The sequence below is a fragment of the Micromonospora sp. DT63 genome (genome assembly GCF_049841615.1).
Lineage (GTDB): Bacteria > Actinomycetota > Actinomycetes > Mycobacteriales > Micromonosporaceae > Micromonospora.
Genome location: NZ_JBNCKQ010000014.1, coordinates 74,647 through 87,523 on the forward strand (window position 1 = coordinate 74,647; position 12,877 = coordinate 87,523).

Annotated in this window: 8 protein-coding genes; 3 read left to right on the plus strand and 5 right to left on the minus strand. The window is 72.9% G+C overall.

The window, feature by feature from the left end:
• Both ACLQ27_RS31500 and ACLQ27_RS31505 read right to left on the minus strand, forming a co-directional pair.
• Positions 1–5,784, minus strand: coding sequence for an SDR family NAD(P)-dependent oxidoreductase (locus tag ACLQ27_RS31500; RefSeq protein WP_425870154.1), 5,784 nt, complete (start codon positions 5,782–5,784; stop codon positions 1–3).
• On the minus strand, positions 5,781–6,764 hold the full coding sequence (locus ACLQ27_RS31505) for a DUF1702 family protein (protein ID WP_425870156.1): 984 nt from the start codon (positions 6,762–6,764) through the stop codon (positions 5,781–5,783). Before ACLQ27_RS31505 ends, ACLQ27_RS31500 begins: the two co-directional genes overlap by 4 nt.
• Positions 6,765–7,048: 284 nt before the next feature.
• Here ACLQ27_RS31505 and ACLQ27_RS31510 point away from each other — a divergent pair, with 284 nt between their 5' ends.
• From ACLQ27_RS31510 to ACLQ27_RS31520, 3 genes are read left to right on the plus strand one after another with little or no spacing between them, the layout of a single operon-like run.
• Positions 7,049–7,618 carry a DUF5987 family protein gene (locus ACLQ27_RS31510; protein ID WP_425870158.1) on the plus strand — a complete coding sequence of 190 codons (570 nt, stop codon included), beginning with the start codon at positions 7,049–7,051 and terminating at the stop codon, positions 7,616–7,618.
• Complete coding sequence (locus ACLQ27_RS31515; protein ID WP_357574507.1) at positions 7,615–9,252, plus strand: GMC family oxidoreductase; 1,638 nt, start codon at positions 7,615–7,617, stop codon at positions 9,250–9,252. The genes ACLQ27_RS31510 and ACLQ27_RS31515 overlap by 4 nt, the downstream gene beginning before the upstream one ends.
• On the plus strand, positions 9,249–10,238 hold the full coding sequence (locus ACLQ27_RS31520; protein WP_357495361.1) for a carboxymuconolactone decarboxylase family protein: 990 nt from the start codon (positions 9,249–9,251) through the stop codon (positions 10,236–10,238). Before ACLQ27_RS31515 ends, ACLQ27_RS31520 begins: the two co-directional genes overlap by 4 nt.
• A gap of 56 nt (positions 10,239–10,294) precedes the next feature.
• On the opposite strand, the gene ACLQ27_RS31525 is transcribed toward ACLQ27_RS31520, so the two are convergent.
• From ACLQ27_RS31525 to ACLQ27_RS31535, 3 genes are all read right to left on the minus strand, one after another.
• On the minus strand, positions 10,295–10,744 hold the full coding sequence (locus ACLQ27_RS31525) for an SCP2 sterol-binding domain-containing protein (protein ID WP_234582925.1): 450 nt from the start codon (positions 10,742–10,744) through the stop codon (positions 10,295–10,297).
• Between the two features lie 33 nt (positions 10,745–10,777).
• A complete protein-coding gene (locus ACLQ27_RS31530; protein ID WP_425870161.1) occupies positions 10,778–11,761 on the minus strand; it encodes a DUF1702 family protein in 984 nt (327 codons plus the stop codon).
• Between the two features lie 195 nt (positions 11,762–11,956).
• Positions 11,957–12,766 carry a TIGR03084 family metal-binding protein gene (locus ACLQ27_RS31535; RefSeq protein WP_357495365.1) on the minus strand — a complete coding sequence of 270 codons (810 nt, stop codon included), beginning with the start codon at positions 12,764–12,766 and terminating at the stop codon, positions 11,957–11,959.
• Between the last annotated feature and the right edge of the window lie 111 nt (positions 12,767–12,877).

A 12,877-nucleotide genomic window follows, 5' to 3' on the forward strand; every position in this document is an offset into this window, starting at 1 on the left:
TCATCCCTCCGCACCGGCCAGAACAGTGATGACGACCCGTCCGTCGCTGCCGCGCAGGCTCGTGACGAACGAGGCGGCCCGAGCGCCACCGGCGGCGAAGAGCACCCAGCCGGGACGTGCCGTACCGCCCAGGACGAGTGGGCCGCGCATCGGCAGGCCGGCCTTCTGCATCGCCTCGACAGCGGTCCAGACCCGGGTGGAGGCGGTGTCGGCGTCCTCGCCCGAGTCGCCGGCCAACTGCTCGGCGAGTTCGGCGTGGGGGCCGAGCAGGCCCTTCCACTCCTCGGGGCTGCGCCGCGCCACGCTCTCCAGGTCGCAGCCCAGGACGCCCGACCCGGCGACGGCCAGCGTCACCCCGGCGCCGTGCGCGATCGACACGGTGTGCTCCCCGGCGACCTCGGGCCGTCCGTCCGGCCGGTAGGTGATCTCGACCGGCCGCCCGAGCGCCTGCCCGACCGCGCGGACGCTGTTGCGTCGGCGCGTGGCGGTGTGCTCGCCCGGCTCGGGTGACACCGCGTCGGGCTCGATGGCGACGGCGACGCCGGTGAGCCCGAGGTCGCCGAGCACACGCTCCAGGTAGGAGCCGAGTAGCGGTGGCACCCAGGGGCCGGCGCCGTCCTGCTTGCGGACCGCGCGCAGCCGCAGGCCCTCCCAACGCTCGACGGTCATTCCGGACTCGGTGCGCAGGGCGATGTCGTAGACGTACGTGTCGCCGTCGCGCTCGCGTTCGGTGGCGCAGTACCGCAGCTCGCGGGCGGACGACAGCTTCTCCCCGCCGGGGTGGATGCGTTCCACGCCGACGGGCAGCAGCGTGGCGTCCGGCACGCACACCTGGTTGCCGTGCATGAGCGCGTCGCGGACGCCGGGGTCGCCCAGCAGCAGCGTCGCGGAGACGTACGGGGCGAACCACGCAGTCGAGTCGTCGGCCTCCACTATCGCGTCCACGTGCCGGGCGGCGGCCCGGTGGTACTGCCGGAGCCGCTGGAACCGGCCGCCCTGGAACAGGGTGTCTCCGTACAGGTCGTCGAGCGGGGCGATCGAGGCCGGCGCGAGACCGTCCGGCACCTGGTCCGGAGGGCCGTCGGGCACCGTGTCGGCGCCGAGGCGCAGCCGGGCGGTGAAGTGGTCGGCGGTGAAGCCGGTCTCCTCGCTGCGGATCGCGACCTCGACGACGTCGTCGTCGGTGACCAGGGCCGCCACCCGGATCCTCGTGTGCCCGTGGGGCGCGACGATGATGGGCCGCAGGAACTCCGCCCGTTCGATGACCGGGAGGACGTCGGCGCCGGAGAGGGCCGCGGCCACCTGCGCCATGGCCTCCATCCCGAAGACCGCGGGGAACAGCAGGTTGCCGTCCAGGTCATGATCTTCCAGGTAGCGGTCGGTGCCGACGTTGAGTTCCGTCTCGACCACGAGTTCGACCTGGTGGTAGCGGACCAGGGCGCGGTCGACGAAGCGCAGCAGCGGCAGCGCCGGCTGGTGGTACCGGACCGTGTGGATGCCCTCGGTGCGGCCGCTGATCACCACCACTACCGGCGCGGTGGTGTCCGCGACCAGACGCCGCAGGATCGCGATGCCCTGGTCGGGGGTGATGGGCGTGACGCCCTCGCGGCTGAGCGACTCGACCACCGACAGCCGCTCCCCCATGCCGACGCCCGACCAGACCGACCACTCGAGGCACCGGGTGCGGCACTCGGGGTACGCCCGGGAGAAGGCGACGGTCTCCTCGGCCAGCCAGTCGTTGGCGGTGGCGTAGTGCGCCTCGCCTCGCAGCCCCGCCCGGCCGATGATGCTGCCGAGCGTCACGAGCAGCCGGAGCCGGGGCTTCTCGACCGCGTCGAGCACCGCCCGCAGGCCGTCGACCTTCGGTGCCAGAGTGCGTCGGAACGCGGCCGGGTCCAGGCTGGTCAGGCCGGCGGGTTCGTTGCGGCCCGCGCCGTGCAGAACACCGGTGATCGTCCCGAGTTCGGCGGAGAGGTCCTGCACCGCCTGCCGTACGGCGGCGGCATCGGTGACGTCGGCGCGGGCGTACCGCACGGTGACACCGGCGGTGGCGATCCGGGCCAGGTTCGCGGCCAGTTCGGCGTCCTCGGCGGGGTCGGAACGGCCCAGCACCGCGAGGCTGGCGCCGCTGTCGGTGGCCAGGGCGAGGGCGCACTCGGCAGTGATGCCCTTGCCCCCGCCGGTCACCAGCAGCACGTCGTCCGGGCCGAGCGGGGCCACCGCCGCCGCGGGGCGTACCGGCAGCGCGCGCAGCGTCGGGACGCGCCGCACCCCGTCGTCGTGGTGCACCTCGGTGAAGCTGGTCGTGGCGGCGACCTCCCGCACCACCAGCTCCACCGCCGGGTCGCCGGCGGCCGGCAGGTGCACGACGGTGACCCGCACGGACGGCGCCTCAAGATGCAACGTCCGGGCGATGGCCGCCGCGCCCCGACCGTGCCCGACCAGGACGAAGCGGGTGCTGCCGGTGGAGATGGCCTGCTGCGCTCCCCGCAGGGCCGGCTCCAGTTGCTCCTCGGTGCAGTCCGGTGGCAGGCAGACCAGGACGCCGCCGCCGAGCCCGGCCTGTTCGAGCGCCGCGCCGAGAGCCGCGGCGAACGGGTGGTCCGCCGACGCGTGCACGTGCCACGGACCGTTCGCTGCGGTGGCGTCGCCGGGAACCGCCGGCAACGGCACCTCGTCGAGGTCGAGCCGCCAGGGCCGCGCCCAGCCGGCCACACCGGCCACCACCGGCGTGGCGGTGGCGTCGCTGTCCCGGGCCGTACGCGCGAGGGTCTCCATCGTCGCCGCGAGTTCCCGGACGGTGGCGGTGGCGAAGTTGAGCGGCATCTGCGCCGGTGGCAGTTCCAGACGCTGGGCGAGCTGGTTGGCCACCTGGCCGATCGTGATCGAACTCAGGTGCAGGTCGTCGAGCAGGCGGCTGTCCGGCCGGACGAGTTCGATCGGCAACTCGGCGCGCTCGGCGGTGAGCCGCCGCATGAGGTCCTCGGTGGACTCCTCCCCCACCTCGACCGGATCGGTGGTGGTGGTGGACGTGGCCGTGGTGGGCCCACGCTCGATCGCCGCGCTGAGCTCCGGCGCCTGCTCGCAGGGGCTGGTCAGGAAGGAGAACGCGGCGCCTACCTCCAACGGCCGCACGAACCGCCCGTCGAACAGCGCCGCCGGGGCCGGGGCCGCGCCGACGACGTACGCGGCGCCGGCGACCCGCAGCAGACTCGTGAGCGAGTCGTCGTCGGTGTCCACGGCGACCGCCGGGACGTCCGTGACAGTCGTGGCCAGTCCCGTGAGCACCCGCCCGGGCCCGACCTCGACGAACAGGTCGGTGCTCTTGGCGGCGAACGCGACGGCCTGGTTGAACAGGACCGGGTCGGTGATCTGGCGGCGCAGGAGGCCCCGCACGTCGGTGCCGGCGGGCAGCACCTCACCGGTGACGGTGGAGACGACCCGGGCGCCGACCTGGTGGAAGGTCTCGCCGGCGAGGGCGTCGGCGAACGTGTCCGCGGCCGGCGCGACAAGCGGGGAGTGGAAGGCGTGCGAGACCCGCAGCCGCGTCGCGCTCAGGCCGGCGGCCCGAGCCTTGTGGCAGACCGCCTCGATCGCGTCGACGGATCCGGAGACGACCGTGTGCTCGGGCCCGTTGTAGGCGGCCACCACCACCGGCAGCCCCGCGATGATCCCGTCGACCGTCTCCGGGGGCGCCCCGATGTCGGCCATCGTGCCGGCCTGGCTGTACCCGGCCATGGTCCGGCCCCGGACGCCTGCGACGCGCAGGAGCGCCTCCTCGTCGAGGACACCGGCCCACTGCAGGGCCACGATCTCGCCGAGGCTGTGCCCGATCGCGGTGGACGCCTCGATGCCGAGCAGTGCCAGGGCGTGCTGCCCGGCCAGTGACCCGGCGACGATGCGCGGCTGGGCGACCTCGGTCGCGACGACGTCGCTGCCGGTGGGCAGCGCGGCGCGCAGGTAGACGTCGTCGACCTCGGCGAACCGCCGCCGCAGGGCGCCACCGCTGACGCCGCGTCCGGAACCCTGCCCCGGGAAGAGGAAGCTGATCCGGGCCGGGCCGCTGACGTGCCCGAGCAGGAATCGGCCGTCGGGGCGGATCAGTGCCGCCTCGCCGGATTCGACGGCCTCGCGGGCCGCGGTCAACAGCCGCTGCGCCTCCTCGGGTGACGAGGCCACGATCGCGGCCCGGAACGGCCGGTCCTGTAGGTCGCGGTGGAGCGTCGCCGCCAGGTCGCCCAGCTCCGCGTACGAGATCGCGGACACGAAGTCGCTCAGCTCGGCGAGCCGGACGGCCAGTTCCTGGGGCGAGGCCGCGTCCACCAGCAGCAGCTCGGCGTCCTGGGCGGAGGCGGCCAGGCTGCGGACGCGGCGATCCGGCACGGGCCGGCGCGGGCCGTGGCGTTCGAGCACGACGTGCGTGTTGATGCCGCCGAAGCCCATGGCGGTGATGCCGGCCCGCACCGGGACCGCGCTCGGCCACGCCTCGGCCTTGCGCAGGGTGCGCAGCCGGGCGCCGTCGGCGGTGAGGATCTCGTGGGGGTCGACGGAGCCGACGCTCGGGGGAAGCACCTCGTGGTGCACGGCCATCGCGGCGCGGATGAAACCGGCCACCCCGGCGGCGGCCTTGGTGTGACCGATCATCCCCTTGACCGAGCCGATGACGGCCGGCGGCGCGTCGGGATTCGCCGTCTCGCGGGCGCTGGACAGCGCCGTGAGCTCGGTGGTGTCCCCGACCTTCGTGCCGGTGCCGTGCCCCTCGAACAGCCCGACGGTGTCGATGCCGAACCCGGCCCGGTCGTACGCGCGGCGCAGGGCGAGCTGGTAGCCGTCGACCTCGGGCCGGGTGATGCCACCGCGGCCGTCGGACGAGACGCCCCAGCCGGCCACCGAGGCGTAGATCCGGTGACCCGCCTCGGCGGCCTCCTCGGCGCGCATCAGGACCAGCATGCCGCAGCCCTCACCCGGCCAGAACCCGTTGGAGGCGCGGTCGTAGACCCGCATCTCCCCGCTGGCCAGGGCGCCGGTCTTCGCGAAGCCGATGACCTCGAACGGGTCGATGGACAGGTCGACGCCGCCGGCGATCGCGACGTCCAGTTCTCCGTCCAGCAGGGCCCGGCTCGCGGTCACCACGGACAGCAGCGACGACGAGCAGGCGCCGTCGACGGTGTAGCCGCCGCCCTTGAGGTCGAAGTGGTTGCAGATGCGTCCGGCGATCGTGTTCGCCAGGGCGCCGGCGAGCGTGTCCTCGTTCACCGGCGGGAACGGGCTCTTGTACGCCTCCTCGTAGGTGGCGAGGAAGGCCGACAGCTTCTCGTCGTCCCAGCCCTCGGCCCGCAACGCCGCGGCCACGGTCCGCCGCACGTACGGCCAGCGCAGCCGCATCTGGTTGGCGCGGGAGAACTCACCGGTCAACGTGTTGCCGACGATGACGCCCGTGCGTTCCTGGGGCAGGCCCTCGCCGGCCGGGAAACCGGCGTCGGCCAGTGCCGTCGCGGCGGTCTCCAGGGCCAGCCAGTGGGCCAGATCGGTCGACCGGTACGTGCTCCCGGCGACCTTGTAGCCGACCCGGTCGAACTCGTAGCCCTCGATGACCGCGGCGTTGCGCGCGTAGAAGCGGTCCGGGGCGGCCGGGTCGGCGTCGAAGTAGTCGTCGGCGTTCATCCGGACGTCGGGGAGCCGCCGGAACGCCCGGCGACCCGCGATCGCGTTCTCCCACAGTTCCTGCGGTGAACGGGCGTCGGGGTAGCGGCACGCCATCCCCACCACGGCGATACTTGTCATTGCTCACTCGGCTTTCGTGTCGCTGGCGACGGGTCGAAGGCATTCCTGATGCGCTGGCGCCACACCTCGTAGGCGGGCAGGACGTCGTCCGGGGGCAGCCCGACCCGCGCCTCGTCGGTCACCCGCGTCGCGTCGCTCACCGTCATGCCACAGAGGACACGGGTCGCCAGCTCGTTGTGCGGCGTGACGAGGTCGGCGCGCAGCCGGGCCGCGGCGCCGAACGACGCGCCCTGCGCGAGGTCCGGCCGGTACGGCCCCGCGCACTCGGCGAGCCAGGTCAGTTCCCGTTCACTCGCGCCGCCCGCGTAGCAGACGGCGAGGCCCGCCCCGGCGTACAGGTCGCGCCGGCGTTCGGCGGGGAACTCGTCGAGGAGGCGGACGAGCTGCTCCGGGTCCGTTCCGGCGACGAACCAGCAGGCCCGGCCGATGCCCTGGTCGATGGCGCGTACCGAGTAGTCCCGGGGGCCGTCGGCAGGCCACGCGAAGGTGGCCGGCCGATACCGCTGGCGCACGTACCTGTCGGTCCTGAAGTACGCCTCGTGGAACCCGTACCCGTCGAGGACGAGCCAGCGCAGCAGCGGGTCCGGGGCGTACAGGCGGGGCCACAGCAGACGCGGCAGGCGGGCCATCGCCCAGCCCACTCCGACGTACGCCATGTAGACGTGCTCGTCGTGGTCGGCGAGGAACCGCGCGACGTGCCGCGACCGCCCGGGCAGGGCGTCGCGGATGGCGAAGGCCATCGCGGCGCCCTCGTAGGCGAAGCCCCGGTACGCGGCAGGCGTGGCCTCGACGGTGGGTGCCGCATCCGCCGGGCCGTGCGCCTCCGCGGCGGCCCCGAATCCGTGCAGGAACGAGCTGCCGACTGTTTCGAGGCGCTCGCGGGCCTGTTCGTCCTTGAGGTGGAATCCGCGCGTGCTGACTTTGGTCTCCCGCACGTCGGGGGTCATAATACGACGTCGCAGTCTGGTCAATGAACTCATCGTATGCTCCGGCCTTCCCGCTGAGACCTCATTGTTACGCGACTATGCGCGACGGAACTTCTCCAACATTGCGGCGGTTGCCGATGACGCGGTGAAGGCGGCAGGTTTCCACAGGTCAAGGCCATCTACCGGCAGCCGAGTGGATAGTGGACAGCGGGAATGACCATTGCGGCGCGGTTAGCGCAACACAGGAGATGGACTCGGGGGCGGCCCGATACCACGATGACTGGCATCCGACCGACACCTCCGGAATTGACATCCGGACTTCCTCGAAGGAGCGTGCCGTGGAATCCGACGAAGCGGCCGAACACCGGGTGCGTACGATGATTCTGGAGGCATTTGCCGACACCATCATCCCGGGTGAGAAGCGCGGCCCTGACGATGCGGCGATCGCCGGCGTCGACGTCGGCGGCGGTGCCGTCGCGGGTGGCGCGATCGAACTGCTCGAAGACCCCGCCGGAGGGCTGGCGCCGGCGCTCGACACGATCTGCGTGGAACTCGACGAGTACGCCCGGGAGCACGCCGCCACCACGGGCCTCGACCTGAACCCGGACCTGCCGCCCTTCGTGGGCCTGCCGTTCGAGGCCCGGACCGCGCTGATCGAGAAGCTGACCAGCCCCGACCACCCGGACAAGCAGATGTGGGTGGGGTTGGCGCTCTTCTGCAACATGGCCTTCGACAGCGCGCCACACCTGCACACCGTGGAGGCGCTGGCCACCGGGCATCCGGGCCTGCTCGCGATGGGCTACGAGACGCCCGACTCGGACGGGCTCTGGCGGTTCCCCACGTTCTCGTACGGCCGGCAGCTCGCCAACCCCCATCCGTCCACCACCGCAACGGGGAGCCCCGCATGACGGCCACCGAGTCCACCGACGTCCTGGTCATCGGCAGCGGCTTCGGGGGCGCCATCGCCGCGTACCACCTCGCCGCCGGCGGCGCCCGGGTGACGGTCCTGGAGCGCGGTCCGTGGCTCAAGGCCGACGATTTCGAGCACGACTTCAAGCTGGGCTCGTCGTACACCCGGGTCTTCGACTTCGTCATCGGTGACGGCATGAGCGTGCTGGGTGGCAACTGCGTGGGCGGCGGCAGCGTCGTCTACTTCGCCACGATGCCGCGGGCGCCACGCTTCGTCTTCGAGCGCCAGGGCAGCATCGGGCGACGCATGTGGCCCGCCGCCATCAGCCGCGACACCCTGGAGCCCTGGTACGACCGGGTGGCCGAGGCACTGCCGATCACCCAGCAGACCTGGGACCGGGTTCCGTACGCCGGTGGCCTGTTCGGCGCCGCCTGCCACCACGCCGGACGTACCGCCAACCCGGCGCCGTCGGCCATCGATGTGGACATGTGCACGAACTGCAACTGGATGATGGCCGGCTGCCGCTTCGACGCCAAACGCTCGCTGCTGCTCAACTACCTGCCGGCCGCCCTGGCGCACGGCGCCGAGATCCGGCCGCTGCACGAGGTGCAGCACCTGGTCCGGAACGACGACGGCAGCTACCGGGTCCACTATCGCGTGGTCGACGAGGAGGACTACCGGATCCTGCACGGCGAGGGGACGATCGACGCGAAGATCGTCGTGATCGCCGCCGGCGCGGGCGCCACACCGGTGATCCTGCAACGGTCGGAGCCCCATCTGGGCCGGATGCCGCACGCGGTCGGGCGGTACTTCTCCGGCAACGGTGAGCGCCTCAACACGGCAGTGTTCGACGAGGACCGGGTCCGCGAGGTGCTGAAGCTGTCGCGGCCGGACGGACGGGCCTACGAGGCGTACCAGATCGGACGGGGCCCGACGGTCGCCAGCTGGGACCGGCTCGACGGCACCCTGCCCGAGTACGAGCGGTACTCCCTCGAACAGCTCTACTTCCCGCCGGCGCTGGGCACGATCCTGGCGCAGGTGCCCGACGCGAGCCCCAGCTGGTTCGGCCGGGACAAGAAGGAGATGCTGCGCCGCTGGCAGTCGTGGTTGACGATCTTCACCATGTCGGAGGACGACAACGAGGGCGTCTTCGGCCCGCCGCCGGAGACCGGCAACGCCCACCGCTTCTCGCAGCAGATGCTGGGCCACGGCCCGCTGCGGTACCAGCCCACGGCGAACACCCGGCGCGGATGGTCCCTGGCCGACGCCGACGTCAAGGACATCCTTGAGCGCGACGGGCTGTCCCGCGTGATGCCGTGGACCAACGACCTGGTGGGCGCCTACACCGTGCATCCCCTGGCCTCGTGCCGCATCGGCGACGACCCGGCGACGTCGGCGCTTGACGACCGCCACGAGCTGCGGGGGCATCCGGGCATCTTCGTAACCGACGGATCGGCGGTGCCCGGTGCGTTGACCGTCAATCCGGCCTCGACGATCGCGGCCCTCGCCGAACGCGCCATGCCGGGCATCGTGCGGGCCGCGCGGGAACGGGGTGTCGAGGTGACCTACGGTGCGCCGTCGCCGGACGGCGAGACCGCCGGTCGGCGTGCGGTCGCCCACCTGCGGTCATGAGTTTCACGGTCGCCGGGCTGGCCCGGCGGAGCACCTTCGCGCACCTGCGATATGTCTCCCCGGTGCCTCCGGGGGCCGCGCCGGTGCCGGTCCGCCGGGTGTACGAGCAGGTCGAACGTGACTTCGGCCTGCTCGCGCCGCCCATCGCCCTGCACGCCCGCGCGCCGGGCCTGCTCGCCGCGGCCTGGTGCATGCTGCGCGAGACCCTGCTCGTCTCGGGCACGACGAGCCGTCGTGAGCGCGAGGCGGTGGCGGCAGCGGTGTCGGCCGCCAACGCCTGCCCCTACTGCGTGGACGTCCACCAGGCAGCCGTACGCGGGCTCGGGCGGCGGGGCAGCTCGCCGCCGCCGCTGCCGACGGTCCTGTCGCCGGAGCTGATCGGCGTGGCCGTCGACTTCCACTACCTCAACCGCATGGTGAACGTCTTCCTGCGGGAATCACCGCTGGCTGCGGTTCCCGCTCCCCTGCTCGGTGGCGCCCGGAGCGTCGCGGCACGGTTGATGGGTCGGCTGGCCGGTCGGGAGGCGGTGGCCGGGCAGTCCCTGCCGCTGCTGCCCGGCACGGCCGGCACTGTTCGGCGCCTACCGGACGACCTCCGGTGGGCTGCGGGGCTGCCACACGTCGCCGCCGCCATGACCGGAGCGGTGGCGGTCATCGAGGACGCCGGGCAGCGGGCGGTGCCTCCCGCCGTACGGCGGTTGGTACGCGAGTGCCTCGTCGACGACGCCGCCCCTGGCGACCTGGCGGGGATGGCGGACTGGCTCGACAGGCGGCTGGCGGGGCTCTCCGTCGCCGACCGGGCGACCGGACGACTGGCGATGCTCGTCGCCTTCGCCTCGTACCGGGTTTCCGACTCGGCGGTTGCCGCGGTACGCGCCGAGGGCCACGACGACGTCGCGTTGCTCGCCCTGGCGGCCTGGGCCGCCCTGACCGCGGCACGCCGGCACGGCGACGTGCTGGCCACCGCGTACGAGGCGGTCGGCTGACCGGCGCACGACCACAGGCCCGGCCGGATATCGGCCGGGCCTGTTTCGGTGTGCTGTCAGACCTTCGGCACGTCGAACAGGGAGGGGAACTTCGCGATCAGCGCGAGGTCACCCCGGGTGCGCAGCCGGCCCTTCATCGTCAGCACGACCGGATGCGCGTTGCCCGTCACCACGAGCAGGAAGTCGGCGCCGCCGATCGTCAGCGTCAGCTTCGGCTCGCGGTCCGCGACGGGAGACACCCGGCACACCCCGTCGGCGATCTCCAGCTGGTAGCGGTCGACACCGCCGTCGGGTCGGTCACCGATCACCCAGTGGATGACGGCGTCGAGACCTGCGGCCCGGTCGGCCCGGAACACGTCAGGCATCCGCCGGAACACCTCCCGCAACAGGGCGTCCCGGCGTTCCCCGCTCATCAGCGCGCGGACGTCCGGCATCGGGGTGCTCTTGACGAAGATGGCGAGATCACGGGGCGCCAGCGCCGCCGGATCGGCGTTGTTGGTGGTCATCGAAGACTCCTCTGGTCGTCGTCCGCGGCGGTCCTAGCTGTCGCTGACGCCAGCGGGCTGGATGACCCGCTCCCGGATCACCCGCCGCCACTCTTCGTAGGCCAGGCCGTCGGCGGGGGCGTCGACCGCCGCGGCGTCGGCCAGCTCGGCGGCGGCCTGCGACGACAGGCCGGTCAGCGCCCGCGCCGCCGCGTCGGTGTGCTCCGGGCAGTAGCCCGCCCACGTCCGCGCCTTGGCCGCGAAGACCGAGCCCTGGGCGAGGTGCGGGCCGAACTCGCCGGCCAGCGACCGCAACGCCTCGAAGCCCGCGGTGTCGCATCCGCCGGCGAACGTCGCGGCCAGTCCCACACCACTCCACAGGTCCGCGCGGCGCGCGGCCGCGAAGCCGTCGACGGTCACGGCCACCGCCGCCGGATCGGCCGCGTGCCGGAACCACAGCGCCCGGCCGACGCCCTGGTCGAACGCCCGCGCGAAGTAGTCGGCGTGCCCCTGCCACGGGTACGGCCGCGGCAGTCGCTGCCCGGTGATCCAGGTTGCCTGGTCGAAGTACGCCTTGTCGAAGCCGTAGCCGTCGACGGCCAGCCAGCTCATCGTCGGGTGGTACGGGATCCCGGTGAGGTCCGGCAACACCTTGCGCCACAACACGCGCGGCAGCCGGGCCATCGCGAAGCCGATACCGATGCAGGCGAGGAAGTAGTGCGGGCGTCCCGGCCCCTCCAGCAGCTCCCGGGTGCGGGAACCGCCTGCCGTCGCGTCGAGGACCGTGTAGGCCATCGTCGCGCCCTCGTAGGCGAAGCCACGACGTTCCGGGTCGACGAGAGCGAGCCGGCGTTCCAGCTCGGCGACGCTCGGACCCTCGATCGCCCACTCGAAGCCGCAGACCACCGCCTGCGGGATCGCCTCCAGGTGGACCGTGGTGGCGGAGGTGGTGACCGGGAAACCGAGCGCGGCGAAGGAGACCTGCTTTAGCGACGGCGCGAGAACCATCCGGCGCATCGAACCCAACACTCTGGACATACCGGCCACCCTTCGTTCGGGGCCACGGCGGCGGTCACCGCGGCGATTTCATCCTCACCGGGTTCGGTGAGCCGCGCGTCTCCGAGCGTGCCCGGTCGATTTCCGGCCCTGCGCTGGGCTTTCGACGTGGTCCCGCACGCCCGGGATGGGACCGGCGTCGTCGCCGGGTGTGTCCACCCGGCGACGACGCTCAGCTCAGTTGGCCCGATCCGCGAACTGACCCGGCTCCCGGCCCGGGCCGGCGGGGCCCCGATAGGCCTGGGCGATCTCCAACCAGTGCGTGGCGATGTCCCCCTGCGCACGTACCGCGAGATCGTCGCGGTGCCGGCGGCGGGTGACCAGCAGGCAGAAGTCCTCCGCGGGCCCGGTGACGCGCTCCGGCGACTCCGCCGGGCCGAACTCCCACAGGGCGCCGGACGGTGCGGTGATCTCGAAGCGGAACTCGACGTCCGGGGTTTCGAGCCCGCGCGCCTGGTAACCGAAGTCCCAGGTCCGGACCGCGAACCCCACGATCTGCCCGATCCGGTCGGTGAACGTGCGCCGGACGCCGAGGGCGTCGGCGATGTCCTGACCGTGGGCGAAGAGTTCCATCATCCCGGCCATGGCCAGCACCGCCGCCGGCAGCGGACGCACCAACCACGGGACGAGCTGGTTCATCGGCAGGGCGCCCAGCGCCTTCTCGGCCCACGCCCGCTCCTCCCGCCACCGCCGCAACAACTCGGCGGGCTCCTCGGCGAGGTAGCCGGACAGTGCCGCTGTCACGTTGGCGTTGAAGTCGGCGCCCAGCCGCCCGGTCATGGCGACGAACCGGTCGGGGTCGGCCGCCGCGAGTCCGGCCATGCGGAAGGTGGCCGCGAGGTGGGCGACCTGGTGGGCGACGGTCCAGCCGGGCGCGGGGGTCGGCAGCGCCCACGCGGCCGCGTCGAGGTCGCTGACCAGGCGGTCGAGATCCTCGCCGTCGGCCGTCAGGTCGGCGATCACCTTGGGAATCTGCTGTTCGGTCACGGTTCTGCCTCTCGGTTCGATGGCGTCCGGATGCTCGGTCAGTGCCGGGGAACTGTCGCGGATTCGGCTGGGGCGACCTGCCGGCGTCCGCCCAGCAGGGCGTTGGCGGTC

Excerpts from the sequence above, each read along its gene's own strand:
- ACLQ27_RS31500 (WP_425870154.1), bottom strand. The coding sequence starts at position 5,784 with ATGACAAGTATCGCCGTGGTGGGGATGGCGTGCCGCTACCCCGACGCC.
- ACLQ27_RS31505 (WP_425870156.1), bottom strand. The coding sequence starts at position 6,764 with ATGAGTTCATTGACCAGACTGCGACGTCGTATTATGACCCCCGACGTG.
- ACLQ27_RS31515 (WP_357574507.1), top strand. The coding sequence starts at position 7,615 with ATGACGGCCACCGAGTCCACCGACGTCCTGGTCATCGGCAGCGGCTTC.
- ACLQ27_RS31520 (WP_357495361.1), top strand. The coding sequence starts at position 9,249 with ATGAGTTTCACGGTCGCCGGGCTGGCCCGGCGGAGCACCTTCGCGCAC.
- ACLQ27_RS31525 (WP_234582925.1), bottom strand. The coding sequence starts at position 10,744 with ATGACCACCAACAACGCCGATCCGGCGGCGCTGGCGCCCCGTGATCTC.
- ACLQ27_RS31530 (WP_425870161.1), bottom strand. The coding sequence starts at position 11,761 with ATGTCCAGAGTGTTGGGTTCGATGCGCCGGATGGTTCTCGCGCCGTCG.